This window comes from Nocardioides astragali, from assembly GCF_024436375.1.
GTDB classification, from domain to species: domain Bacteria; phylum Actinomycetota; class Actinomycetes; order Propionibacteriales; family Nocardioidaceae; genus Nocardioides; species Nocardioides astragali.
Window position 1 is genome coordinate 481744 of the sequence record NZ_JAFMZM010000005.1, and the last position, 24808, is coordinate 506551.

Consider the following 24808-nt stretch of genomic DNA (forward strand, 5'->3'; position numbering starts at 1 on the left):
CAGAAGTAGAGCCGAGGACAGTCCCAGCTCATTGAACGCAGGAGAACCAGATGACCTCGTCGAAGCCCCTTCAGGGCACCGACCGCTCCTTCTTCGTCTTCTCGGCCGGCACGGCAGCCGGGATCCTGCACGCACTGGACGACGCCGTGATCAACCGCCAGCCTGGCGTGCCGGTCGACCAGCACCTGCCCGCACTGACCGCGGTCCTCGTGGCAGCGCTGGCTGCGGTGTGGTACTTCCGCCGCGCCGGCACCGGGGCTCGAGCCGCCCTGGCTCTCGTCGTGGGTGCCGTCACCGTGGCCAACGGGGCGATGCACGTCATGCACGTCGCCGTGAGCGGCGGCGTCTCGGGCAGCGACGTCACCGGGGTGGTCGCGGCCGCCTTCGCCGTGGTGCTGCTGGGGATGTCGGCGCTCCTGCCGTTCCTGCACCGTGGCGAACGTCGGGCCACCCGACGCCGCACCTGGACCGTCCGGGTGCTCGTGACGGCCACCGTCGCCGGTGTGGCCATGTTCGTCCTGCTCCCCGTCGGGGTGGGCATCGGACAGACGCACCTCTACCGGAGCCCCGTGGGGGACCCCCCGGACCGACGCTTCGAGTCCGTCACCTTCACCTCTGCCGAGGGGCTCGAGCTCTCCGGCTGGTACGCACCATCGGAGAACCGGGCCGCTGTCTTGATGGTGAGTAGCGCCCGCGGGGACCGGAGCGCCACCGTGGACCACGCCGTCCTGATGGCCGATCACGGGTACGGCGTGCTGCTCTACGACGCACGCGGCACCGGTCAGAGCGAGGGCACCCCGAACGGCTACGGCTGGGGATGGGAAGGCGACATCGCCGGTGCTCTCGACTTCCTCGAGGAGCGCCCGGACGTTGATCCGTCACGGATCGGTGGGCTGGGACTGTCCACCGGAGCCGACGTCCTCATCGAGGTCGCCGCCCGGGACCGACGGTTGGCGGCGGTGGTGGCGGACGGAGCCACCATCCGGTCCCTGTCCGACATCCCGCCGGGTCAGCCCGCCGACATCGTTCTGATGGCACCGGTGCTGGCCACGGTCCAGCTGATGTCGGGCGAGTCGCCCGGCGCGCCGCTGGTCGACCTGGTCGCGGACGTGTCGCCCACCCCCCTGCTTCTCGTGGCAGCTGGTTCCATCGGACCCGAGATCGCAGTGAACCGCCGGTACGCCGAAGTCGCCGGACCCACCACTGATCTGTGGACGCTCCCGAACGCAAGGCACACGGCCGCGATCCGAGACGAGGCAGCGGAGTACGAACGCCGCGTCGTCGCGCACTTCGAGGACGCCCTGTGAGCTCGCCTCCAGGTGTCGGGCGCGGAGCCCATGGTGGCGGCCTACCTCCGGAACGCCGAACACCCGAGGCCGGGGGAGCGGCTCCGCCCCGCGACCTACTGCACCGTCACCCTCGAACAGCGATGAGGACCGAGAGGAGGACCGACATGCCCTACGCACTCACCGAGATCGAGCTCATCGCTCGCCACCACATCACCGAGCGCACCCGCCGCCACCCGCGGGTCGCCACCGGTCGCCGCGCCTGACCTCAGGACCGCATCGCGACACCCGGCGCCAGTAGCCCATGAAGGCGACCTGGCGCCGGTCCATGCCCAGCTCGCTGACGAGGTGATGCCGCAGCCCGGTGACCATGGCGGCCTCGCCGGCGATCCAGGCGGTAGACCTCTCCGAGGGCGCCCGCGGTTGGCCGCCGTGGCCGGTCGTGTGGCTGCGCGATTCAGAGCACCCGCGCGTCGAGCGTCCTGGTCCGGTCCTCCTCGATCGCCATTGCGCTGACAACCGTTGCGGGTAACGATCGGACCGGGGTGACAGCCGCTCTCAACCATCGAAGGAGATGGAACATGTCCGGCCTTTGGCTTCCTGCTGATTGGCAGCACCCGACCCAGACTCGGCTCTGCGAGGGTTACCACCTGCGCCCGATCCACCCGGATGACACCGAACTCGACATGCCAGCTGTCATGGGCTCTCGCGAGCGCCTGTGGTCGATTTATGGGGAGGCGTGGGGGTGGCCGCCCGCGACGATGAGCGCGGAGCAGGACCGAGAAGATCTACAGCACCACTGGGACGAGGTCCAAGCACACGAGTCCTTCAACTACGCAGTATTCGACAGCGCGGAAACCGAGCTGGTCGGGTGCGTCTACATCGACCCGACCGACAAGGCGGGCGGCGACGCCGACATCTCCTGGTGGGTCAGGGACGAGTACGTCGGGTCACCGGTGGAGTCTGAACTGGACGGGTTCGTCCCAACGTGGATCGCTGAGGAGTGGCCATTCGAGGCGCCCCGATTCGTGGGTCGCGATATCACTTGGGCCGATTGGCTCGCCATCCCACGAGGTTCGCGATGATCCGGCACGGACACCGGTTCAGATCGGGTCTCCCGCTGGGCGGCAATGCAGGTAGACCTCGCAACGCCTTTGCCGGACGCACTCACCGTGCCTTGAGAAGTGAGGGGCCAGTACGTGGGACGCGCGCCCACAGACGACGGAGTGACGCACCGACGAGCGCACCTGCCCGGTGTGTGGACCGCTCAGTGATGTGCGCCGATAATCGCGTCTACCTCGGTTTCAACGAGCCAGCGGGGGTCGATGAAGCCGGACACCTCCACGAACGTGGCAGCCGGGCGGATGTCGGAGAAGTACTGACCGTGGACGGCCGCGGCCTCGCGCCAGCGGGTGATGTCGGTGAGCATGATCCGGGTCCGTACGACGTCCTCTACGCTCGCACCGACTGTGGCCAGGGCTTCGGCTGACACTTCCAGGCAGCGTCGGGTCTGTGCCTCGACATCTCCTTCGCCGACGCTCTCGCCATCGCGACCGATGGGTGCGGTTCCTGCGACTACGACGTGTGTTCCGACGCGTACCGCTCGTGAGAATCCGATCTCTGGTTCGAGCGGTGAACCGGAGGAGGCGAGCTGGCGCACCATCATCCCACCGCCGCAGCGTAGTCGGTGTCTGCTGAGCCAGGTGGGTTTGGCGAAGGGGTCGATGGTCCGGGCTGGTAGGAGTGCGCAGCTTCGCGTACGCCGTGTCTTGGGGCTGCCGCGGCAATGGGTGTCGCGCAGGGTTGGTCCTGACTGGCGAGCTGAAACCTGATGGGTTCGGTGTAGCGACTGGTGCCGTCGCGATCGCCGGCGAAGAAGGCCACCTCGATCGCCGTCTCTTCGAGGTCGTACACCGCCTGCCACAGGGTTCGGACGCCGGGCGCGGGATAGGTGAACCGCACTCCGTCGATCTGGCTCCTGACCTGGGCCACATCTGGAGCCGAACCCCGGCCGATCTGCGCATCCAGTGCGCGCCAGCGGTCGTAGGTGAATGCGGCGGTGCCCGCCGAGCTTCGATCATCGGGCAGGTGAGCCGGGTCTGGCCAACGGTGCAGCAGGTGGTTCGTGCACACGAGGCTTTCGCCGGGAGTTGTCTCGACGATGTGCTCACGGTTGTGCCCGGGGGAGTACTCCCACGTGAAGGAGCGGCCCGCGCGGTCGGCCACGAGAAAATGGCATGGCACGAAGAGGTAGTACTGCTTGGCCAGCAGCAGCGCCTGCTTGGCCTCCTCCACGTCCTGGCAGGTCTCCAGGATGTAGCGCACAACCTGTTGCTCGGAGAGCCCCGCCTGGGGTACTACCGACGGTTCGGGTGCCGGAGACTCGTTGTCCGCCAGGAGGGTGACCGCAAGTCCCGCTTCGTTGAGTCCGTCGATGCCCCCGAGCATGTCCATGATGCCCACGACGATCGTGGCGTAGCCGTTGTCGGGGCGAAGCTCGGTCACCCAGACGTCGGCGGCCAAGGGGCGTTCCCCGGTTCGCGCCGGACCACCGGTGATCTCGCTGTAGGTGCCTGTCGGAAAGTCGAAGTTGCGGCCGAGGAGAGCGTGTCCGGTCGCGGTCCGGTCCCCGGGGTGGAACACCGCGGAGCATCCGGGTGACGTCTCTATCGGCCCGAGCCGCCCGAGATCCCATCGCTCATCGTCCGGATCCACGCCGAAGACGTCACCGATGCCGCGCATTCGCTCGTCCAGCACCGGATGGTGGGTGCTGAACCAGCGGGCACGTGCTCGCTGCACAGTGTTGTCGGGAGCTGCGTGCGGGCCAGCGTCTGCGCCGTGAACCGCTACAGCCGCCTGAGCCATCATCTGGCCGATGTACCGGTTGCTGCCGGCAACCCGCAGGTGCCGGACCGTGAGAAGGCGATCAGTGCCACCGTCCACCAGCGTTGTGGCACTCGTGCGACTCACCGAGGCGCATGCCTCCGACGAAAAACTGCGATATCGTAGTACCATGGAAGGATGGTGCGACAACGCAGTACGTCTGTCAAGGGCCTGACTCCAGCTGACGTGCGCGACGAGGACGTCGATGTGACCTTCATGGTGTGGCTGACATCCCGGGCGACGACTGATCTCGTCGATTCCGTGTTGGCGCCCGCAGGCCTGGACGGCGACGAGTTCGCCATCTACTCGGTGCTCACCGCGGCACCCTCGATCACCCCGACCGAGCTCGCGCGTTGGATGGCAGCTCCGCCCACCACCGTGTCCAGCTACGTGAAGCGGTTCGAAGCTCGCGGACACGTGGAACGGGAGCCGAATCCAGACGATGGTCGCTCCTATCGCATCAAGCTGACGCCCGCCGGACGGCGAGCGCACCGTGCCGCCGCGAAGCTCTTCATCCCGATGCGAACGCGTGTCGAGGAAGGACTCGGGCCCCGGGGGAGCGAGGTGCGGGAAGCGTTGCTCACCCTCCGATCGGTCCTGGATGAGATCCGTCACACCCCCCCGGGCGCGCTCGAGTAGCCCTCGCCTCGCGCGTCGGACGACCGCCACGAGCAAGGGCATACGCCGCCCTCTCTGCTGGCGCTGCCCGGCCCTGCCTTGGTGCTCGGGGACTGCCCCGGCTCCCCCAATGGGGTTGAGCACTTGTCTGCCGAGGACTGGACCGGCCTTGACAGAGTTAGTGCGAAGTCGCAGTATCGGGGTACTGCGAACTCGCAGCACTCGACAGGTCCCTGGGCCACCAGGGCCGGGAAGTCAGGGACCATGACCATCGACAGCACGGCTCGACTCCCGGGGAAGTCGACGACTCCCGGGCGGTCCCGGTTCGAAGGAGTGAAGGCGCGGATTCGCCGTCACCCGCTCGGCGCCTTCTACGTCTGGTTCTTCACCGTCGGCCAGGCCATCGCGTTCACACCGGTGATCGGGCGGACCCAGCTCGGCCTCGACCTGCCGACGCTGCCGTTCCTTGTTGCAGCGACCCCGATCGGGCTGCTGCTGCCCACAATGGTGATCACCTCGATCACCGACGGGCCGGCCGGGCTGCGGGCCCTGCGCCGACGGGCACTGACGTTCAGGGCTCCGCTTCGGTGGTACGCGTTCGCTGTGGCTGGCGCCCCGCTGATCGCCCTTGCCGCCACCGTGGCCAAGAGCGGCCCGCCGGCGGAGACGGGCGCGACGATGTGGGGCTCGGTCATCGCCGTTGGCTATCTGCTGCAGCTCGTCCTCGTGCTGGTGACCGTCAACTGGTGGGAGGAGACCGCCTGGATGGGTTTCGTCCAGGCGCGACTGCAGGAACGACACGGGCCCATGCGCGCCGCCGCGATCACCGGGGTGCCCTTCGCCTTCGGACACGTCTCCCTCGTCATCGAGGACTCGCCCTCGACCGTCATCACCTTCCTCATCCTCCTGCTGATCATCAGCATCCCGTTCCGGGCGTTGCTCGGGTGGGTCTACAACAGCACGGCGAGCCTCTTCCTGGTGGGCCTGGTCCACGCCGCAGCCAACGCCACCGGGGTCGGTAGCGCGTTTGGAACCGGACTGTTGGACCGGCTCTACCCAGGCGCCGGCGAAGGTGGCATCACCATCCCCCTGCTCGCGGTGGTGGGGATCCTCGTCATCGCCGGCACCCGCCGCCGGCTCGGTCATCGACCCAGCCCTTGGAGCTCCGCAACGCGACCCACCCCGGCTCCCGACCCGGAGCACATCACCCGCACAGGAGATCAGTCATGACCACCATCAATCCCGACGCAGCCGCTACAAGTGCTCCGCACGACCCCGCGGACGAAAGCGTGCGACGCGTCGTCCAGCAGTTCGTCGACGAGTCAAGGATCCCGGGGATGTCCTTGGCGATCGCGCGCCCTGAGGGGCACCTGTCCGCCGTGGCGGCCGGGTACGCCGACCTGGCAGCCCGTCGACCAGCCACGGTCACGGACCAGTACCCGTGGTTCTCCATGACCAAGATCGCGACCGCGACCGCTGCCATGCAGCTGCACGTGTCAGGGCACTTCGATGTCGACGCACCAATCGGCACCTATCTGCGTTCCTACCGACCCCACCCGGTGCACGGTCACCCGAGCACCCGGCAACTGCTGACCCACACCGCCGGATTGCCCAACCCCCTGCCGGTGCGCTGGGTCCGCCCCGAAGACCAAACCGAGGACCGGGAACAGCACCGACGCATCGTCGCGAAGTACGGAACCCCACGCCACACCGTCGGTGCCCAGCCGCACTACTCCAACGTCGGCTACCTCCTGGTCGGCGACGTCATCGAGGCAGTCACCGGCCAGAGCGTGCAGGACCGCGTGACCGCGACCGTGCTTCGGCCCCTTGGGATGTCTGCCACCGGATACCGCTACGTCCAGGAACGACCGAGGGCCACCGGCCACGTGCGCCTGCCCGCGGTGTTCCGACCGATCCTGCGCAGGTTCCTGCCCGGTGACCTGGTAGGTCCTCAGGTCGAGGGATGGACCCAGCTCCACCCGTTCCTGATCAACGGTGCCGCCTATGGCGGGCTGATCGGCACCGTCACCGACGCCGCAACGCTCGCCGCCGCCCACGCTGCCGCGTCCACGGACGTCACCGAGCTGCTGCCCCACGCCGACATCGACCGGATGCGGACGATCACCGCCCCCGGCAAGCGGTTCGATCACGGCACCGGGTGGTTCCGCAAGCCCGCCGACTCCGCGAGCTCGCCTACGTTCGTCGAGCACTACGGCACCGGCGGCGGCTACTGGAACGCCATGCGGATCTATCCACAACGACGCCTGGCGATCGTGGCAATGACCAACACCACTGCCGCATGGGACGTCGACAAGCTCTTCACCCAGATTGGACAACTGACATGGCACTGAACCCAGCCCCCACAGCAACAAGACCGACCAACCCGACCTTCGACGTGGAACGGGCCCGGCGCGACACGCCGGGCACCCGCAACGTCACCCACCTCAACAACGCGGGCGCGGCGCTACCGCCGGTCCAGGTGACGGACGCCGTGATCGCACACCTGCGCCGAGAATCCGACATCGGCGGCTACGAAGCAGCCGAAGCAGCCGCCGATCAGGTCGAACGCACCTACCACGCGATTGCCACGATGATCGGCGCCGGAAGCGACGAGATCGCCGTCGTCGAGAACGCGACCCGTGCCTGGGACATGGCCTTCTACGGAACACGCTTCCAGCCCGGCGACCGCATCCTCACCTCCCATGCGGAGTACGCCAGCAACGTCATCGCCATGCTCCAGGTAGCGAAACGTTCCGGCGCCACCATCGAGGTCATCGACAACGACCACACGGGCCAGCTGTCCATCGCTGACCTGCGTCGCCGCCTCGACGACGGGCCTGGCCCGGTCAAGCTCGTCGCCGTCACCCACGTCCCCACCCAAGGGGGCCTCGTCAACCCCGCAGCAGAGATCGGCGCCCTCACGCGAGAGGCCGGGGTCCTCTACCTGCTCGACGCCTGCCAGTCCATCGGCCAGATGCCTGTCGACGTCGAGGAAATCGGATGCGACCTCCTCTCGGCTACGGGACGCAAGTACCTGCGCGGTCCACGGGGCACCGGATTCCTGTACGCGCGCAGAGACCTCATCGAGAACTTCGAACCGCCATTCCTGGACCTGCATGCGGCGACCTGGACGGCCCCCGACACGTACGAGATCCGCCGCGATGCCCGGCGCTTCGAGAACTGGGAGACCAACTACGCCGCCAAGATCGGCCTCGGCGTTGCCGTGGACTACGCCCTTTCCTGGGGTGTCGATGCCATCGAGGCACGCGTGATCGGTCTGGCGGGCCGCCTGCGTGCTCAGTTCAACGGGCTCGAGGGCGTGCGCGTGCACGATCAGGGTCAGCGACAGTGCGGCATCGTCACCTTCACCGTCGAGGGCGTCACCGCCCAGGAGGTCCAGCGCCAGCTCTCCGAGCGCGGTGTCAACGTCAGCGTGTCCCTCGTCGACTATGCCCGCCTCGACCTGCCGACGCGCCGCCTGCCAGACCTCGTCCGGGCGTCGGTCCACTACTACAACACCGACGACGAGCTCGACCACCTCATCGAGGCCTTGCCGAGGTCCAGGTGACCGGCCCCGGGGCGCCCGGTCGGTCGACAGGTCGCGGCGGTGTAGGTCGTCAAGGGGCCGTCACGAGGACGACGTCCGCCCGAGCCGTCCTTGAAGGCCGGGTGTTCCGGGGTGCGGTGGCGGTGGGGCTCCTGCATGCGGTAGACGACTCGGTGCTCAACCGTCAGCCGGGCGTCGCACACGCCCAGCATCTGACGGCCTTGGCGGCCGTCACTGTGGTGGGTTTGGCAGCAGTAGTGCTGTTCACGCGGCTGCGCCCGGGGCTGCGCGCCGGGCTCGCCGTCGTGATCGGGGCCGTGACCTTGACCAACGGTGCGATGCACGTCATGCACGTGGCCACCGTGCGCGCCACGGACAGCGACCTCACGGGGGTCCTGGCCGCGGCGAGCGGTCTGCTGTTGATCGGGCTCGGGGCAGCCATCCCGGTGCTGCATCGAGGCGAAAGCGGCGTCACATCGCGACGCAGATGGGCAAATCGTGTCACCGCTGCCGTTGCCTTCACCGTGGTGGCGCAGTTCTTCGTCATCCCGGTCGGGGTCGGCCTGGTCCAGACTCATCATTCGCGGCGGGCAGTAGGGAATCCGCCCTCAACCGCGTTCCGAGACGTGACGTTCGGTTCAGCGGACGGTTTGGAGCTTGCCGGGTGGTACCACCCCTCTGAGAACCGGGCCGCCGTCGTCATCGCGAACAGTGCCGCGGGCGACCGGAACGGTTCGCGCAGGCATGCCGCACTTCTGGCAGCCCATGGGTACGGAGTGCTCCTCTACGACGCGCGGGGCACCGGGCAGAGCGAAGGAAGCCCGAACGGCTGGGGCTGGGACTGGCGACATGACATCGAGGGCGCCCTCGCGTTCCTCCAACGACAACCCGACGTCGACCCCGACCGACTCGGCGGTCTCGGTCTGTCCACTGGCGCCGACGTGCTCATCGAGGTCGCCGCGACCAACCGGGCTCTGCGCGCGGTCGTCGCGGACGGGGCGACGGGCAGATCCTTCGCCGACCGGCTCCCAGGTGCGCTCAACGCGGCCTTCGCCTGGCCCATGTTCACTGCGGCACAGGTGTTCTCCGGTGCCGTTCCAGGGAAACCGCTGCGTCACCTGGTCACCCGCGTCGGACCGACGCCTTTGTTGTTGATCGCCGCGGGCTCCATTCCAGGAGAGATCGAGCTCAACCGGCGCTACGCCGAGGACGCCGGGGACCGCGTCGAGCTGTGGACCCTCCCGCGGGCGACCCACATCACCGCGATCTCCGAGGAAGTCGCGGAATACGAACGCCGCGTCATCGACCACCTCGATGCGACCTTGTTGAGAGGAAGGAGTGGACCATGGGCTGGTCGCGCGATCTCGTAGACCCGACGGTGCTCGCGACGCTGGGCAGGCGCTTCTACCTGCGACAGATCGCGCGGCTCGCCGACCTCGGAATCGATGCTGGCGGCTACGCAGTGAGTCACGTGGCTGTCCGGGCACCGACGTGGACTGAGTATGTGTTCGCCCGCGCGGGCCTCGAGCAGTTCGCCTTATCGAATGTCGAGAACGTCTGGAACGGGCGGCCCATCTCGAAGATCGTGCTACGTACACCGCTGGACTTGGGGCCGCACGAGGTCGAGCTCATCGAGCTGATCCCGCCGTTCCATCAACGGGTCTACGCGATGGGGCCCGAACACGTCGGCCTGGTCGTGGGCCCGGACCTGGAGCGGTTCGTGGATCGGCACGTCGAGGTGCTGACAGGGCGCCAGTTCCAGAGCAGAGGATGCCGTCCGGCATACCGGCTCTTCGAGGACTACACCCACGTGAAGTTCTACGAGCGATCGCTCATGGGCGAGTGCATTCTCGAGGGCGCTCGCTTCGAGGGCTTCAGCCATGCAGCATGGGACCCGGCCGATCCGGACGCCGGTCCGTACGAGCTGGGATGCCCCGGTGATTGAAGGGTCACGCCCGGTCGCGCTCGTCACCGGGGCAGCAGGGAACATTGCCACGGCGATCGCGCTGGCCTTCGCGTCCGCGGGCTACGACCTGGTGCTGCACCACCGCGCCTCGTCCCCAGCGTTCCATGCGCTCGTCGAGGAGGCCGGACGGCGCGGCGCAGCGACTCAGAGCGTGCAGGCGGATCTCCGGGAACCTGCGGAGATCCGTCGCGTGTTCGCGACCCTTGGAGATTCCCGGCTCGATGTCCTTGTCAACTGTGCCGGCACCTATGCCCCTGTCGACTTTCTTGCCTCCACGCCAGAGGACTGGCTGGCGTCATACTCGCTGCACGTGGTCTCGGCCGTGACCTGCATCCAGCAGGCTGTGCTCCTGATGCAGCATGGCGGCGCCATCATCAACATCGCTTCGATCGCCGCTCACCGAAGCCCGGCCGAACATGGCCCCTACGCAGCCAGCAAGGCCGCGCTCCTCTCATTGACCCGCAGCGCGGCGCTCGCGCTCGCCGACCGGGGGATCCGCGTCAACGCCGTGAGCCCTGGCCTCGTATGGCGCGAGGGACTCGATACAGCCTGGCCCGACGGAGTCGCGTCGTGGCGGCGGCAGGCCCCCCTCGGCGTACCCATCCAGCCTGACGAAGTCGGCGGAGCATGCCTGTTCTTGGCAGAAGCAGGCGGGATCACGGGAGAGGAACTCGTCGTCGACGCCGGCATCAGCGTCCAGGCTGACTACTGACGAACGTCGTTGCGGCGCACGCGGCACAGGCGTTGCGTACAGGTGGCGATCGCGGCCTCGTCTATGGCCGCCTGGCGCCGCTAACACCCGCCTCCCGGTCGGGACTGCTGCACGAACGGGTGACAGATAACGGTGAGGCAGGCTCTGCGTGAGTTGGGGCGGCCTTTGCACTCTCCCTAATGAACTTTGGCGGGCGACAACATAGGGACGTTGAGTGCATTTCGATTCCCCCGGTCGGACGTCTTGTTCCGGCGGCGTCTGCCACCAGGTCGACTTGTCACCAGCTCGTGCAGCAGACCCAAGCTTGTGGAATCCGGTCTAAGCGGCCAGCTCTTCGAGGTAAGCCAGTACGGAGATCGCTTCGGCCATCCAGAAGGCGCGGATGTCTGGATCGACCCAAGCCAGTTCGACCAGCGCGGGGTCGGAGTCATAACTGTCCGCCTGTCGCTGGAACATGTGCCGGGCGAGGTGCTCGACATTGGTGACGTTGATGGCAGGACGGGGGTGCTCGTCTTCTTCGGTTCGTTTCATGGGTGCTCCTTGGGTAACGCGACCTGGCGCTGCGCTATGCGGTGGCTCGCGCCGCGTGTCTGGGGGTGTAGTGCTCATACGCTTTCGTTGCCGTCTGTCGAACTGCTGTCCGCAGGGTGTTTCGATGAGGGACGTTGGATCCGCCCGAGGCGTGGCGAAGAGAAGACCGCGACCGTCCGCCGCGCCGGCGGCTGCACATAGGTTCGGTACCGAAGACATTGGTGGCTCGAGTGTTTCGTTCGGTGGCGTGCGAGCCGGGACTCACATACGGCTCGACCACGGCGCCGCGCCACCGTCATGTTCAAGTGCTGCCCCCACGCGAAGAACCCCGCCGCGCGCGCCCACGGCGCCCCTCCCTGCCTGCCCGCAGCCGGCCATCCTGCTTGTCGGCAACGGGCGCCATGGCTGCTTCGCCCGCGCTGCGACCATGCGCTGGTTCGGTCGACTTCCCCACGTGCGGCTGGTCGCTTCTCGACCTGAACAACGTATGAAGCCGCGTCGCTTACACGGTTGGTCGTCGCGGGCGGACAGCGTTGAGACAGGCCGTCGACAGGCGGGCAACGGAACGTGGTCCTACCAACTAGCCGAAAGGGGCACGTGCCATGTCGTACCACTACTACCTCGTGCGCGACTACGACGACAACTAAGTCACACAGCCGCAGACTCGGCACTACCTCGAGTCTCCTGCAACTCCTCGCCAGCAGCCCTGTCAACGCGCCCCGAGTCCGCCCGGCCTCGCGAACGCCCCACGGGCCGCCAGAACATCATCACCGAATGCCGACGCAGGCGGTGCCGGCGAAGCACCCAGCGTCCGCCTCGGGATACGGCGATACCGACTCGAAGCGTGTCGGAGTCTGGCGTCCACCCATCATCAGAAACGAGCACACCGCATTGAAGATCGAACTGCCGCGCATCGCGCGAACCGCACTGTTGACCGCCGGCATTGCGGCGACAGCCCTCCATGCACCGCCGGCAACCTCCAGCGCTGCCCCACTCAACGAGCAGATCGCGTTGATCAACGAGTCCGGCCGGCAGGCAGACGGTGAGAGCGAGCTGAACGGGACGGCTCAGGTGACCTCCCACAACGGCCAGTTCGCCGTGTTCTCGACCGGCGCTGGGTTGGTCCCTTGGGACACGAACGGTGTCGACGACATCTACCTGCGCGACACCGCTGATGGCATCACCATCCTGGTGAGCTCGGTGCGCGGCACTCCAGGGAATGATCACAGTCTCGAACCCACTATCTCCGCCGACGGGCGCTATGTGGCGTTCACTACGTGGGCCACGAACCTCAAGAAGGATGCCAACGGAAGCACGCTGGACGTTCTCGTCAAGGACATGTACACGGACAGGCTCCGGCGCGTCTCGGTCAAGTCCAACGGGAGTCAGGTCGGCCGCAATAGCTTCTCCCCAGTGATCTCCGGCAACGGCCGCTTCGTGTCCTTCCAGACCTTCGGCAAGCTGGGCGCCAAGGACGACGACGTCGCGGAAGACGTCTACGTGCGGGACCTCGTCGCCGGTAAGACGAAGCAGGTCTCCCTCCTGCCGGGGACGAGCAAGGACGTCAAGGGCTCGGTGCTCAACGGAGACATCTCCGACGACGGCAACCTCATCACCTTCGGGAACGACAACCGACTCTGGGTGAGGAACATTTCGCGGGGCACCACCATCCGATTCCACCGGGAGCCGGACATGCCGCCCTGCCAGCCGTTCCCCGCCGGCAGCGCTGGCCGCCCGACGATCTCCGGCAACGGCAGGTTCGTCGCCTTTGCGTCGTGCGCCACCCACCTCCCGGGCGAGGACCACACCTCCACCGACGTTTACCGGTTGGAGTTGAACGGCGGCAAGATCACACGGGTTACCGCCGGCATCGGTCACTCGTACCTCCCCAGCCTGTCGCGCAGTGGACGTTACGTCGGTTTCGGTTCCGACGCCGACAACGTCGTTCGCGGAGACGTGGGCATGTCGGACGCCTTCGTTGCGGACCTGAAGACCCAGACCATCACTCGAGCGTCCCAGCGCCCGGATGGCATTGGCGGCAACAACCGCAGCGCAAGCAGCTTCGTTGCCATCAGCGGCGACGGTCACACCCTCGCCTACGTCACCTACGCCGACAACCTGGTCGATGGAGACATGTACGACTGGCCCGAGGCGCTTCTCTGGCGGCGCTGACGGTCGACGTACGACCTGCTCATCGCGCGATAGTCGCGAGCCGGGCACTGCGGCCCCAGCACCAACTGGTAGGTCGCGGTGCCCGGCGCTCAGCATGAGGGCGAGGGCGCCTATCTGGTCCAGGGCCTAGGGCTCGCCCGAGCCGATGACCACCCTTCATCCGATTCGCCCCACGAGCTGACAGCAGCGCGACAGAGATTCGACAGGTATGGCCAGCAACCTCGACATACCTCGAAGTCCCAGCCAACACCTACGGAGGACGTCATGCGACTGTACGCACCTCGAGCCGGCATCGACCTCAGTGGTCCGATCGTCAAGGGTTTGTGCGACGTCCCGGGCGCTCGGGCTACCGCTCGGGTGGACGGGCCATTCGTGGTCCTGGAAGCACCGGGTCGATAGTCATGGCCACCACCTTGCGTTCCTCGGCAGTCCTTCTCGCCGCACTTGCTCCCCTGACCTGGGGGACGAGCTATTACGTCGCGACCGAGTGGTTGCCCAGTCATCGGCCCCTTCTTGCAGCTGCCGTGAGGGCGCTTCCGGCCGGTCTTCTCCTCGTCGTTGCTACGCGGCAGTTTCCTGACAGTCCTATCTCCTGGTTCCGTGTGGCAACGCTCGGGCTGCTCAACATCGGGGCGTTCTTCGCCTTGCTGTTCGTCTCCGCGTACCACTTGCCGGGAGGCGTAGCTGCCACGCTGGGAGCCGTTCAGCCCCTGATGGTCGCCGCGCTGTCGCACGGTGTCCTCGCCGAACGCATCACGAGGAGGGCTCTCGTGACCGGAGTCGTCGGGATCTTCGGCATCGCCATCTTGGTGCTACGGGGGGATGCCGCGCTCGACGTCACCGGGGCAGTCGCCGGACTGGCGGGCGCGGCCTCGATGGCTACGGGTGTCGTCCTGGCAAAGAGGTGGGGACCGCCGCCCGGCATGAGCAACGTGGCGCACACGGGATGGATGCTCACGCTGGGGGGCGCCGTCCTCGTTCCGATCGTCGCCGCACTGGAGGGCACGCCTGAATCCATTGACGGACGCAACGCGATGGGATTCGGGTATCTCATCCTGGTGAACACCGCACTGGCGTACGTCGTTTGGATGCGGAGTATCAGCCAACTTCCGGCAACGCAGCTCACCTATCTTGGGCTTCTTTCACCGATCACGGCCACTGTTGTCGGCTGGGTGGCTCTGGGCGAGGCGTTGACGCTGATTCAGATGCTGGGCTTAGCTCTAGCGCTCGGTAGCGTTCTTGCGGCCCAAGGTGTGCTGCCACAGCTACGTCGCAGGCAAGTCGCCGCCGAAGCTGCGGTGGAGGGCGCTGGCGCACTCCGCGGCCAGCTGGACGAGCCCACGCTCGCCGAGCAATCGGACGATCGCGCGGGCTCAGACCACTTCCGTGCGCAAGATGCGAACGGTCTGCTTCCCGGTGAGGATCCCGCTCTCACCTAGGGCGCGAACAGTTGCGGCGTACGTGTCGGAAGCACCGAGGGCTTCGATGTCCTCAAGGGAGTCCCACACCGTCAGGACCCAGTGCTCGTCGCCGTCCTGCAGGAAGAACGCCTCCCTGAAACCTTGCTGTTCGCGGAACATCGGTAGGGATCGCGAATCGGCAAACTCGCGGTAGCGGTCGATCTGGGTCGGGTCGACTCCGGTGGTCCACAGCCTGTAGATCATCAGACACCTCAGCGTGATCTCAGCGTTTCGAGATCGCGGAGTTCATGGGGCGGCGGCGGTCTCCTCGTCCGCTCCCGGACAGCACGCGCCTCGTTCAGCAGGCGCTGGACCTCATCACCCTCTTCTTTGGAGGCCGCCGACCGGGCGAGACCTTCGAGTGCGGTCGCGATCAGCGCTGGCTCTCCCACCGACCGCCCCGTGGCAAGGACCTGTTCATAGCGCTGCTGGGCAAGGACCACATCTCCTTCAGCTTCGTCGCAGCGGGCCACGCCGGCCAAGGCGAGTCCCTCGGGAACCGGCGTGCCCAGGGTCCGGAAACCTTTGTGGGCCGAGACGAATCGTGTTCGCGCCTCGACCCAATCACCGCGTACCTGCGCCAAGAGTCCATGACCGTATGTAGCGAGGACAGCCCCGGCACCATCGCCGATGTACTCAGAAGCCGCAGTCGCTCTCTCGAAGAGCTCCACGGACAGGTCCGGATTGCCCAGGTGCAGCTGTGCTACGCCGAGGTCGGCCAGCGCCCACTGCACGGTGTTGTAGAGGCCCGCGCTCGTGGCTACGTCGATCGCTTCTTCCAGCACCCGGGCACCCTCCTCGTACCGCCCGAACTGCCTCAGTCCCCAGCCGAGGTGGTAGAGGATCGCGGAGAGTCCCCACGGGTCGTCCAGCTGTCGGAAAGCAGCGGCTGTCGCACGGCCGACCGTGATCGCGGTCTCCTCGTCGCCGCTCTTGAGCGCAGTCTCCATGCGAACGAACCCGATGACTGCCTTTCCCCAATGGTCTCCGTCCCGGTTGAACTGGGCCTCCGCCTCATCCAAGAGCTCTTCGGCTTGCTCGGCATTGACGCCCGTGACGCCCTCCACAGCCAGAAGCACTCGCGACAGTGCCGCGCGCGAACGGTCGCCGAGTTCCTCGAATATCGCCAGACTCTCGTGGGCTGTCTCCGCGCAGCGCGGACTGGGATGAACTAGGCAGGCGCGGGGTCGCTCCACCACGGAGACCGCTTGAAGGGCGCGCGCCCTCGCCCCCGGCGAGGCGCCACCTTCCTCGAGGAGTCTGGCGAGGATCTCGCGGCCTTCGAGGTGCCGCCCCAGGTGCCAGAACAGACCGAGTGAACCGGCCATCGTCAGTGCTGAGTCCAGGTTCCCGGGATGGGTCTCCAGCCAGGCCAATGCGGCCCGCACGTTGGGCTGTTCCTGGCGCAATCTCTGCAAGGCCTCTCGCTGTCCATGCCCGCGCAGCTCCATCTCGGAGGCCTCTGCGAAGTCGCGGAAGTACTCCGCATGGCGCTGGCCAAAGGTCTCGTCCTCGCCCGTGGCCGCCAGTCGCTCCACGGCGTACTGACGCAGCGTCTCGAGCATGCGATACCGCGTCGTCGGGCCGAGCTCGACGACCACCATGGACCGTTCGACCAGGCGACCGATCGTGTCGAGCACTTCTCCGAGTGCCATTGCTGAGTCGCTGACGACCGCTTCGGCAGCGGTCAGCGTCCATCCACCCTGGAAGACCGCCAGCCGGTTGAACACCTTTTGCTCCAGCTCGCTGAGTAGCGCGTAGCTCCAGTCAACGGTCGCTCGGAGAGTTTGTTGCCGGGCTTCGGCTGTTCGGGCGCCGGACGTCAGGAAGCTGAACCGCTGCGTCAGGCGTTCGGAGATCTCCCTGGGCGACATCGCCGCGACCCGTGCGGCGGCCAGCTCGAGGGCCAGCGGCATCCCGTCCAGGGCGCGGCTGATCCGTCCGACGGCCTCGAGGTCCGGTTCAGAGAAGGAGGTGCCCGATCGAACTGCGCGGGCTCGCTCCGCGAACAGCTGGGCGGCCGGATAATCCAGGACGCGACCAGGCTCGGTGCCCTCGGGGGGAGTCTCCAACGGACCGACCGTGACCTGCACCTCGTCGGGGACGGCCAGCGCCTCACGACTTGTGGCCATGATGGTGACGTCGGGACACCGGTTGAGAACCGCGTCGATGAGAGCCGCGGCAGCGTCCACGACATGCTCGCAGTTGTCGATGAGCACCAGCATGCGGCGTCGCGACAGGTAGGCGATGACCCTCTCTCGGACGTCCCGGTCCGCGGCCGCGCCGTCGAGGGGGACCCCGAGCGCGTCTGCCACGGCAAGGGGCACCTGGTCGGGAGCATCAACCGAGGCGAGCCGCACGACGATGGCGCCATCGGCGAAGGTCTCCCCGACACGGACTGCGGTCGCCACGGCGAGTGACGTCTTGCCCGCTCCACCAGGACCGATCAGCGACAGCAGCCGCGATCCGGCAAGGAGCTCGAGCAGAGAGTCGAGCTGCCCGTCCCGCCCGATGAGTGGACGTACCACCGTGGGCAGGTTCGATGTGGCAGCTCGTTGCTGTTCTTCGGTACGCCGCTTCCCGCTGGAAACCACGACCGGGGTGGGCGGAGTCAGTTCCGGCTGGGTGCCTAAGGAGCCGTCTTGGCGTAACACGCGCTCATGGAGCGAGCGCAGCGACGCGGACGGCTCGAGTCCGAGAGTTTCGTCGAGGACGGTGCGGGATCGGGTGTAGACCTCGAGCGCATCGGCCTGACGGCCGCTGCGGTACAGCGCAATCATCAGCAGTCCAGCCATGGACTCCAGGGTCGGATCTGCGGCGACCAGCGGCTCCAGGTCGCCGACGACCTCGTGATGCCGCCCGAGCGCGAGAGCGATGTGGGCGCGCTCGGTCAGCGCCGCCAGTCGGAGCTCGGTGAGCCTGGCCGCTTCGATGCTGGCCCACTGATCGCCGGAGAACTCCGAGAGCGGCTCTCCCCGCCACAACGACAGCGCGTCGTCGTACGCCTGGAGATGGTCGCTGCGGTAGGCGTCCCCAGCCGCTGTCGCACCGGCGCGAGCCTCTCGGATCCGGGTGGCGAAGTCGACGGCATCGACGGCAGAGGGATCCACCGTCGCTCGGTAGCCGACGCCTTCGCGGCTGACCAGGTCCTCGACGCCGTGGGCTTTGAGGCTCCGCCGCAGTTTCGACACCCGGATCTGCAGGGCATTCATGGGGTCCACGGGCAACGCGGACTCCGACCAGAGCCGGTCCACCAGCATGGTCGCCGGAATTGTTCGGCCCGGGGTGAGCAACAGCTGCACCAGCAAGGCGCGCTCGGCGGAACCTGGGACGGCCACCGGCGTGCCACCCACGGCGATCTCCATCGGCCCCAGCAGCCGAAAGCTCACGTCCGGGGCTCCGTTCGCGCTCATAGGTTCGATGCTATGACCGTCAGCGGCCCGCGTAGAGAAAATGGCTCAGCGTTCTGCCCGTCTGACCGCGGCCAGGGTCAGCCCAACCACCATGACGGTCAGCGGCCAGCCCAGGAGCAGCTTGCCCACCGCCAATAGCTCGGGGCGGTCGGCGCCGTAGAAGGCGAGCTGGACACCGGTCCGCAGCGCGTACACGGCGGACCATGCGAGAGTCGCGACGGTGAAGATCCGCCGTAGCCGTCGGTCGTGACGCCAGGAGCTGCCTGTCTGGAACAACAGGCCGTAGATGACTCCGACGAGTGGCCAGCCCACCAGCACCGAGGCCGCGAACGCGATGCCGTATACGGCGTCGACGTACATGCCGGGGAGGAAGAAGTCCCTCGCTTCACCGGACCAGACTGCGAAGCCCACGGCTATCGCGAGCCCGGCGAGTCCCTGGGCAGCCTGCTTGAGCGACTCGCGTCGTACGAGGCGAATCAGCACCAGCACGGCGGCGACCCCTACGGCGGCCGATGCCGCCACGGTCAGGGAAGTGGACCGGTCCGTCGCAAGTCCGCTGAGTGCGTTGGTCGCGACGAAGACAATGGGGGGCAGCCCCCCGTCGATGATCCCCCGCTTGCCTCCGATGATCTTGGCCACCGCCGGGTGAATTGCGGAGCCCCGTGTGGCGTCCACCTCGGTCACGACCTCACCTCCGCGAGCGGCCGCTCGAGGCGAAGGGGCAGCGGGGTGCGCAGCTCCCGCCGAAGGTGGCGGACCACCTTCTCGGCGTCCCGCCCGACCCCGCGCAGCATGGACGAGGGGAGGCTCGTCTGGCCGGGAAGCCCGACGTACCCCAGCCGCGGCAGTGCCGTGCTGACTCCTCGGCGGTGCAGGGGATAGCCGTCCGCGGCGAAGGCCGCCGTGGGCAGGTAGTCCAGTGAGGGCCGGTAGCCGGTTGCGAGGATGACGGTGTCCACGCGCTCGCGCGGTCCCTCCCACCACTCGACCCCGTCGGGAGTGAGCCCGAAGAACATCTCGCGCCTGTCCGGCCGGCCGGCGGCGATCGCCGCTGCGTAGTGGCCCGCGTCCAGCACGCCGACAGACGAGCCAGCGCGTCGCCCGAGCGGCAGTCGGTCCACGCCGGACCTCGCCACCCAGTAGTGCACGTCGATGCCCAGCGGTCGCTGCGGCCGGAAGGAGACGGGGGCACGGGTGGCCAGGGTGACGTCCGCGACCTCGGAGAGTTCGACGGCCACCTGGACCCCGGAGTTCCCTGCACCCACGACCACGATCCGCTGGCCGACGAACTCCGCCGGGCGTCGGTACTCCGACACGTGCATCAGCCGGCCGCCGTATCGATCCTGACCACGCAGCTGCGGCCGGTGGGGACGCTCGAAGCTGCCGGTCGCGGCGATCACCGCGCGGGTCTGCACGGTCTCCCCGCTGGCGAGCTCCACCTCCCACAGGTTCCCAGCGGTCGGGCGGACGCCCACAACCCGGGAACGGGTGCGGATCGGCAGCTCGAAGTGCTCGGCGTAGCGCCGGAGGTAGGCCACTGCCTCGTCCCTGGTGGGATACCGATCCCGATCGCCGGGCATCTGGAGCCCAGGCAGCTCGCAGTAGCGAGCCGGGGAGAAGAGGGTGAGCGAGTCGTAGTAGTGCGGCCACGATCCGCCGACTGCCTCGCCGGCCTCGAGCACGACGTGGCTCAGGCCCGTGTCCATCAGTGCGTGGCTGGCGGCGAGTCCGGCCTGACCGGCGCCGATGACGACGACGTCAACGTTGGTCATGGTTGCTCCTCGGGTGTCGAAGGGATGGTGTGGAAGAGGTGGTGCGAAAGGGGTGAAGCCGTGTTTTGGGAGAGGTCGCCGCCGGCCCGCGCCGAGGCGGGCCGGCAACCGTGGCTGTCAGTGCGCTTCGACCGTGAAGGGCACGGTCAGGACCTCTCCGTCGGCGAGACGGAACTGTCCCCACAGCTGGTAGATCCCTGGGGCGTCGAACGTGGCGTGCACGTCGAGCTCTGGTCCGAAGGTCTGACCGGGGACCGCGAACACAGGCCGCCCGCGCTCGTCCTCGACCTCGGCGTGCTCGTGGGCGAAGGTCGCGCCGTCCGCCCTCATGACCACCACATGGCCAGCCGCGGCCAAGAACGGCTGCAGGTCGTCGATCGGGCGATCGGTGGCAGCGTCGGTGAACTCGAAGTGCAGGTCGCTCGCGGCCCCGACACGGGCTTCGCCACCCAACTCGACCTCGACTCCGTCGACGACCGTGGACCTCGGACCAGCCTGCAGGGAGATCGGAGTGGGCGAGGTCCCGCGAACGGTGATGAGCTGCCGCTGGTGCACGTCACGCATCTCGCCGCGCTGCCGGAACTCGGTGTTGATGATGTATCGGCCGGCGGTCGGGAAGGTCACCTCGACGGCCAGCTCACCGGCGCGTCCTGTGGGCTCGGGATGGACGTGGGCGAAGCTGCCGAGGTCCTCCCTCGTGGCGATCAGGTGCATCCACGCCTCGTGGCTGCGGGACAGGTCCTCGACGGGCTCGCCGGTCTCGGCGTCCAGGACCGTTGCGGTCACGGTGGTCGGGCTCCCGGCGCGGGTGTCGTCCGGGACGTGCAGCTGCACGTCGAATCCTGCCTCGGCCGCCTCAGCCGGGGGTGCGTCGGTGGTCATCATGACGCTCATCGCCGGGCGCATCGGCATGCCCGTCGTCTGGATCCAGGCGAGCTGCCCGTTCATGCCGCGCTCGGCGAAGTCCATCCGGCTCACGGCCGTCAACCCTCCTCCGATGGCCAGCGCCAGGACGGCAACACCGGTCAGGTAGGCGTACTGGCCGACCCTGGTCCGCAGCGGCGGGTGCAGGATCTCCTCAATCGATGCGGGCCGGCGGAACCGCCGCAGCCGCAGCGCGTTGCTCAGGACGCTGACCGAGCTCATGACCATGGCCGCGGAGGCGAGCACCGGGTCCAGCATCAGCCTGTCCCAGCCGTAGAGCGCACCGGCCGCCACCGGGATCAGAAGCACGTTGTAGCCGAAGGCCCAGGCGAGCCCCTGCTTCATCGTCGTGACGGTGCGCCGGGAGAGGGCGATAGCGGAGACGATGCCGCGCAGGTCGCCACCGATGAGGGTGACGTCGGAGGCGGCGATGGCCACGTCGGCGCCCGTGCCGATGGCGATCCCGAGGTCCGCCTGGGCGAGGGCGGCGGCGTCGTTGATGCCGTCGCCGGCCATCGCCACGACGTGGCCCTGCTCCTGCAGCTGTGCCACCTTCGCGGCCTTCTCGGCGGGAAGCACGTCGGCGAGCACGTGCGTGATGCCCACCTGGGCGGCGACCGCGTGCGCGGTGGCTGCGTTGTCGCCGGTGATCATCCAGACCTCCAGGCCCAGTGCCTCCATCTGTGCGATGGCTTCGGCGGACTCCGCCTTGACGGTGTCGGCAACGGTGATCACGGCCGCGGCTGCGCCGTCGATGGCGACGTACATCGGCGAGGCACCTCGCGAGGCGGCGGACTGGGCCACGCCGGTCAGCTCGGAGACGTCGATCGACCCCCGGTCCATCATCTTCTGGTTCCCGACCAGGATCGCGTGGCCGCGGACCGTCGCCTCTAGGCCGTGACCCGGCACCGCCTCGAACCCGTCGAGGGCGGGCAGCTCGAGGCCCCGTGACCGGGAGTGCTCGACGATGGCTTGGCCGACCGGGTGCTCGCTGCCGGTCTCGGCCGCGGCGACGAGCGCGAGGATGTCGCTCTCGTCCCACGTGCCTACCGTGCTGATACCGGTCATGGCAGGACGGCCCTGGGTGATCGTCCCGGTCTTGTCGAGGACCACGGCGGTGAGCCGCTGTGCCTGCTCGAGCGCCTCGCCGTTCGAGATCAGGATGCCCAGCTCGGCGGCGCGCCCGGTGCCGACCATGATGGCGGTCGGGGTGGCCAGGCCGAGGGCGCACGGGCAGGCGATGATCAGGACCGCGATGGTGGTCGTGATCGCCATGGTGAGGTTCTCGGTCTGGGGACCGAAGACGGCCCAGAGCACGAACGTGGCGGCCGCTGTGAGGATGACGGCGGGCACGAAGATCGAGGAGACCTTGTCGGCGAGTCGCTGCAGGGGGACCTTGGAGCCCTGGGCGTCCTCGACCAGGCGGATGATCTGGGCAAGTGCCGTGTCGTCGCCGACGGCGGTGGTGCGGATCAGCAGGGTGCCCGTGGTGTTGATGGTCGCGCCGATGACGGTGTCGCCGTTGGTCTTCTCGACCGGGAAGCTCTCACCGGTGAGCATGCTCTCGTCGACGCTGCTGGTGCCATTGGTGACGACCCCGTCGACCGGCACCTTCTCGCCGGGTCGGATGCGGACGATGTCCCCGACGACGACCTCGTCGATCGGGATGTCGCTCTCGATCTCACCGCGCAGTACCCGGGCGGTCTTGGGCGCGAGCCCCACCAGGGCTGTGACCGCCTCGGCGGTGCGCTTCTTGGCGCGCGCTTCCATCCACTTGCCGGCCAGCACGAGGGCCACGATGATCAGCGAGGTCTCGTAGTAGACGTGCAGCGGAAGTCCCCAGGACTCCGCCAGGCCGGGCCAGAGGGTCACGAACGTGCTGTAGCCGTACGCGACTCCGGTTCCGAGTGCGACCAGCGTGGTCATGTTGGTGGAGCGGTGCTTGGCCGCGGCCCAGGCTGAGGCGTAGATGTCTTTGCCCGCCCAGAACTGGACCACCGTGGCGACCACGAAGATCGCCGGCATCAGCCAGTCCATGGTGTCGATGTAGAGCGGGACGTACATGAGCCCCATCAGGCCGAGACCGACCCCCAGGGCGACCTGCCACTTCCGCTTCATCCTCGAGAGCTCGTGGTCGCGGTCGCGCTCGCCGACGCCGTCTGTAGCAGGAGCGGCGGCGGGGCCGTCGCCACCGTGCCGCGGGGTCGCGGTGTAGCCGGCCTTGGTAACGGCCGCGGTGAGCGCGTCGATCTCGATGCGCTCGGGCTGATAGGTGATGGAGGCGACCTCGGTGGCGAGGTTCACCCGTGCATCTGCGACGCCGTCGAGCTTCAGCAGGGCCTTCTCGATGCGGCCGACGCAGGACGCGCACGTCATGCCGCCGATGTCGAATGTGCAGACCTCCGTGGCGGTCTCGGCCTCGGTGATGGTGTTCGTTGACATGGATTCCTCCAGGTTGGACTGGCATCTGGAGGAAGCCTGTTCACCGGTGCTGTCCTGTCGCTGTCCGGCTGGTGTGCACCTCGCCCGGGTTCAGAGCTCGGTGGACTCCGGTCTCCGCACCCGTCCCATGGCCGCGACTCCGACAGCGATCCATACGACGTTCAGTCCTACCGAGGGCCACGCGTGGTGCCACGCCCCATTCACGACCAGGCCCACGGCGCCGGCCACGTTGAGAAGCTGGAAGCCGCGGCCCCGGGCACTCAGGTGCCCCGACGAGACGAGGACGTAGGCGCTCAGGAGAGTTCCAGCCCCCAGCCATCCGGCGAGCTCGATCGACAGCTGGATCACCGCCCGGCACCGGGAACCAGGGCGTACGCGCGGACCGGCCAGGTTCCCACGCCACGCCAGGCCGGAGGGGCCGCGTGCAGACGGGTGCCGCGCGCTGGAAGGTCTCCCAGGGCGGTGAGGTGCTCGAGAACCAGCACGCCGGCGGCGAGTAGGGCGGTGTGGGCGGGCCTGCTCTGGTCGTCGAGGTCGTCGATGTTGACCGAGTCGATCCCGACCATGGCGGGCTGACGTTGGGCGAGCCACTCGGCGCCCTCCGCGGTCAGGAACGGCGCTTGCTCCGAGTAGGCGTCGGTGCCCCAGTGTCGATCGCCGCCGGTGTGCAGCAGAACGGCGGCACCGGTGAGGTCCTCGTGCTGAAGCCCCGAGAGGGACTCGAGTGCCACCGCACGGTGGTGGCGTACGTCGAGGACGACGGTGGGCAGGTCGGCGACGGACGCCAACGGGACGCTGGCGAGGTCGCCGCCGTCGGCGAACCGGTGGAACGGGCTGTCCAAGTAGGTGCCGGTGTTGCCCACCATGGTGACCTGGTCGATCTGGAACTCCGTTCCGGAGGCGGCGCGGTAGTCCTCGCGCGTGCGGAACGGTGTTGTGGTGGGGGCCGGGAGTCCCGGGTGGGTCTGGAGACCGGAGTGGATGGGGTGGCTCAGGTCGATGATCGTGGTCATGTCTGTTGCTTTCATGGAGTCGGGAGTCTTCGTCTGTCTGATCGCGCCACGGAGCCGTGCCGGCTTGTT

At 67.9% G+C, this 24808-nt stretch carries 21 protein-coding genes and 1 pseudogene; 11 read left to right on the forward strand and 11 right to left on the reverse strand.

Annotated elements, in window-relative coordinates; all coding sequences use genetic code 11:
- Nucleotides 1-50 precede the first annotated feature (50 nt).
- Complete coding sequence (locus J3P44_RS19270) at nt 51-1307, forward strand: alpha/beta hydrolase (protein WP_255892087.1); 1257 nt, start codon at nt 51-53, stop codon at nt 1305-1307.
- A 327-nt stretch (nt 1308-1634) separates the two neighbouring features.
- On the opposite strand, the pseudogene J3P44_RS25835 reads toward J3P44_RS19270, so the two are convergent.
- Nucleotides 1635-1805, reverse strand: a pseudogene (locus tag J3P44_RS25835) (hypothetical protein); the annotation flags it as partial.
- A 62-nt stretch (nt 1806-1867) separates the two neighbouring features.
- On the opposite strand from J3P44_RS25835, the gene J3P44_RS19280 reads away from it, so the two are divergent.
- On the forward strand, nt 1868-2371 hold the full coding sequence (locus tag J3P44_RS19280; RefSeq protein ID WP_255892089.1) for a GNAT family N-acetyltransferase: 504 nt from the start codon (nt 1868-1870) through the stop codon (nt 2369-2371).
- Between the two features lie 182 nt (nt 2372-2553).
- Here the strand turns inward: J3P44_RS19280 and J3P44_RS19285 are convergent, their stop codons facing one another.
- Complete coding sequence (locus tag J3P44_RS19285) at nt 2554-2952, reverse strand: RidA family protein (protein ID WP_308212280.1); 399 nt, start codon at nt 2950-2952, stop codon at nt 2554-2556.
- A complete protein-coding gene (locus tag J3P44_RS19290) occupies nt 2949-4301 on the reverse strand; it encodes a C45 family autoproteolytic acyltransferase/hydrolase (RefSeq protein WP_308212281.1) in 1353 nt (450 codons plus the stop codon). Before J3P44_RS19290 ends, J3P44_RS19285 begins: the two co-directional genes overlap by 4 nt.
- Nucleotides 4302-4355: 54 nt before the next feature.
- On the opposite strand from J3P44_RS19290, the gene J3P44_RS19295 reads away from it, so the two are divergent.
- From J3P44_RS19295 to J3P44_RS19325, 7 genes are all read left to right on the forward strand, one after another.
- Nucleotides 4356-4808, forward strand: coding sequence for a MarR family winged helix-turn-helix transcriptional regulator (locus J3P44_RS19295; RefSeq protein WP_255892091.1), 453 nt, complete (start codon nt 4356-4358; stop codon nt 4806-4808).
- A gap of 243 nt (nt 4809-5051) precedes the next feature.
- Nucleotides 5052-6017, forward strand: coding sequence for a CPBP family intramembrane glutamic endopeptidase (locus J3P44_RS19300; protein WP_255892092.1), 966 nt, complete (start codon nt 5052-5054; stop codon nt 6015-6017).
- Nucleotides 6014-7138 (forward strand): serine hydrolase domain-containing protein, encoded by a 1125-nt coding sequence (locus tag J3P44_RS19305; protein ID WP_255892093.1) that lies wholly within the window; start codon nt 6014-6016, stop codon nt 7136-7138. Before J3P44_RS19300 ends, J3P44_RS19305 begins: the two co-directional genes overlap by 4 nt.
- Complete coding sequence (locus J3P44_RS19310; RefSeq protein WP_255892094.1) at nt 7129-8355, forward strand: aminotransferase class V-fold PLP-dependent enzyme; 1227 nt, start codon at nt 7129-7131, stop codon at nt 8353-8355. Before J3P44_RS19305 ends, J3P44_RS19310 begins: the two co-directional genes overlap by 10 nt.
- A 224-nt stretch (nt 8356-8579) precedes the next feature.
- Nucleotides 8580-9704, forward strand: a complete 1125-nt coding sequence (locus tag J3P44_RS19315; RefSeq protein ID WP_255892095.1) for an alpha/beta hydrolase — start codon at nt 8580-8582, stop codon at nt 9702-9704.
- A complete protein-coding gene (locus J3P44_RS19320) occupies nt 9680-10279 on the forward strand; it encodes a VOC family protein (protein ID WP_255892096.1) in 600 nt (199 codons plus the stop codon). Before J3P44_RS19315 ends, J3P44_RS19320 begins: the two co-directional genes overlap by 25 nt.
- Nucleotides 10272-11012 carry an SDR family NAD(P)-dependent oxidoreductase gene (locus J3P44_RS19325; protein ID WP_255892097.1) on the forward strand — a complete coding sequence of 247 codons (741 nt, stop codon included), beginning with the start codon at nt 10272-10274 and terminating at the stop codon, nt 11010-11012. Before J3P44_RS19320 ends, J3P44_RS19325 begins: the two co-directional genes overlap by 8 nt.
- Before the next feature lie 318 nt (nt 11013-11330).
- On the opposite strand, the gene J3P44_RS19330 is transcribed toward J3P44_RS19325, so the two are convergent.
- Nucleotides 11331-11543 carry a hypothetical protein gene (locus tag J3P44_RS19330; RefSeq protein ID WP_255892098.1) on the reverse strand — a complete coding sequence of 71 codons (213 nt, stop codon included), beginning with the start codon at nt 11541-11543 and terminating at the stop codon, nt 11331-11333.
- A 774-nt stretch (nt 11544-12317) separates the two neighbouring features.
- On the opposite strand from J3P44_RS19330, the gene J3P44_RS19335 reads away from it, so the two are divergent.
- Nucleotides 12318-13715 carry a TolB family protein gene (locus J3P44_RS19335; protein WP_255892099.1) on the forward strand — a complete coding sequence of 466 codons (1398 nt, stop codon included), beginning with the start codon at nt 12318-12320 and terminating at the stop codon, nt 13713-13715.
- A 401-nt stretch (nt 13716-14116) separates the two neighbouring features.
- A complete protein-coding gene (locus tag J3P44_RS19340; RefSeq protein ID WP_255892100.1) occupies nt 14117-15154 on the forward strand; it encodes an EamA family transporter in 1038 nt (345 codons plus the stop codon).
- Here the strand turns inward: J3P44_RS19340 and J3P44_RS19345 are convergent.
- The 7 genes from J3P44_RS19345 to J3P44_RS19375 form a co-directional block, all read right to left on the reverse strand.
- A complete protein-coding gene (locus tag J3P44_RS19345) occupies nt 15089-15379 on the reverse strand; it encodes an antibiotic biosynthesis monooxygenase family protein (RefSeq protein WP_255892101.1) in 291 nt (96 codons plus the stop codon). The two genes, J3P44_RS19340 and J3P44_RS19345, sit on opposite strands and share 66 nt — an antisense overlap.
- An 8-nt stretch (nt 15380-15387) precedes the next feature.
- The gene (locus J3P44_RS19350) at nt 15388-18588 is read right to left on the reverse strand and encodes an AfsR/SARP family transcriptional regulator (RefSeq protein ID WP_255892102.1); all 3201 of its coding nucleotides are present in this window, start codon (nt 18586-18588) and stop codon (nt 15388-15390) included.
- 45 nt (nt 18589-18633) lie between these two features.
- Complete coding sequence (locus tag J3P44_RS19355) at nt 18634-19272, reverse strand: DUF3159 domain-containing protein (RefSeq protein ID WP_255892103.1); 639 nt, start codon at nt 19270-19272, stop codon at nt 18634-18636.
- Nucleotides 19269-20360, reverse strand: a complete 1092-nt coding sequence (locus J3P44_RS19360) for a flavin-containing monooxygenase (protein ID WP_255892104.1) — start codon at nt 20358-20360, stop codon at nt 19269-19271. The genes J3P44_RS19355 and J3P44_RS19360 overlap by 4 nt, the downstream gene beginning before the upstream one ends.
- A gap of 117 nt (nt 20361-20477) precedes the next feature.
- The gene (locus J3P44_RS19365; RefSeq protein WP_255892105.1) at nt 20478-23726 is read right to left on the reverse strand and encodes a heavy metal translocating P-type ATPase; all 3249 of its coding nucleotides are present in this window, start codon (nt 23724-23726) and stop codon (nt 20478-20480) included.
- A 90-nt stretch (nt 23727-23816) separates the two neighbouring features.
- Nucleotides 23817-24074, reverse strand: a complete 258-nt coding sequence (locus J3P44_RS19370) for a CBU_0592 family membrane protein (protein WP_255892106.1) — start codon at nt 24072-24074, stop codon at nt 23817-23819.
- The gene (locus J3P44_RS19375; protein WP_255892107.1) at nt 24071-24739 is read right to left on the reverse strand and encodes a cyclase family protein; all 669 of its coding nucleotides are present in this window, start codon (nt 24737-24739) and stop codon (nt 24071-24073) included. Before J3P44_RS19375 ends, J3P44_RS19370 begins: the two co-directional genes overlap by 4 nt.
- Nucleotides 24740-24808: the final 69 nt, after the last annotated feature.

What these genes read in the sequence shown, in the direction of transcription:
- J3P44_RS19340 (WP_255892100.1), top strand. Translation starts at nt 14,117, where the DNA reads ATGGCCACCACCTTGCGTTCCTCGGCAGTCCTTCTCGCCGCACTTGCT.
- J3P44_RS19335 (WP_255892099.1), top strand. Translation starts at nt 12,318, where the DNA reads ATGCCGACGCAGGCGGTGCCGGCGAAGCACCCAGCGTCCGCCTCGGGA.
- J3P44_RS19320 (WP_255892096.1), top strand. Translation starts at nt 9,680, where the DNA reads ATGGGCTGGTCGCGCGATCTCGTAGACCCGACGGTGCTCGCGACGCTG.
- J3P44_RS19375 (WP_255892107.1), bottom strand. Translation starts at nt 24,739, where the DNA reads ATGACCACGATCATCGACCTGAGCCACCCCATCCACTCCGGTCTCCAG.
- J3P44_RS19345 (WP_255892101.1), bottom strand. Translation starts at nt 15,379, where the DNA reads ATGATCTACAGGCTGTGGACCACCGGAGTCGACCCGACCCAGATCGAC.
- J3P44_RS19305 (WP_255892093.1), top strand. Translation starts at nt 6,014, where the DNA reads ATGACCACCATCAATCCCGACGCAGCCGCTACAAGTGCTCCGCACGAC.
- J3P44_RS19280 (WP_255892089.1), top strand. Translation starts at nt 1,868, where the DNA reads ATGTCCGGCCTTTGGCTTCCTGCTGATTGGCAGCACCCGACCCAGACT.
- J3P44_RS19330 (WP_255892098.1), bottom strand. Translation starts at nt 11,543, where the DNA reads ATGAAACGAACCGAAGAAGACGAGCACCCCCGTCCTGCCATCAACGTC.
- J3P44_RS19310 (WP_255892094.1), top strand. Translation starts at nt 7,129, where the DNA reads ATGGCACTGAACCCAGCCCCCACAGCAACAAGACCGACCAACCCGACC.
- J3P44_RS19270 (WP_255892087.1), top strand. Translation starts at nt 51, where the DNA reads ATGACCTCGTCGAAGCCCCTTCAGGGCACCGACCGCTCCTTCTTCGTC.
- J3P44_RS19300 (WP_255892092.1), top strand. Translation starts at nt 5,052, where the DNA reads ATGACCATCGACAGCACGGCTCGACTCCCGGGGAAGTCGACGACTCCC.
- J3P44_RS19365 (WP_255892105.1), bottom strand. Translation starts at nt 23,726, where the DNA reads ATGTCAACGAACACCATCACCGAGGCCGAGACCGCCACGGAGGTCTGC.
- J3P44_RS19290 (WP_308212281.1), bottom strand. Translation starts at nt 4,301, where the DNA reads ATGGTACTACGATATCGCAGTTTTTCGTCGGAGGCATGCGCCTCGGTG.
- J3P44_RS19350 (WP_255892102.1), bottom strand. Translation starts at nt 18,588, where the DNA reads ATGAGCGCGAACGGAGCCCCGGACGTGAGCTTTCGGCTGCTGGGGCCG.
- J3P44_RS19285 (WP_308212280.1), bottom strand. Translation starts at nt 2,952, where the DNA reads ATGATGGTGCGCCAGCTCGCCTCCTCCGGTTCACCGCTCGAACCAGAG.
- J3P44_RS19360 (WP_255892104.1), bottom strand. Translation starts at nt 20,360, where the DNA reads ATGACCAACGTTGACGTCGTCGTCATCGGCGCCGGTCAGGCCGGACTC.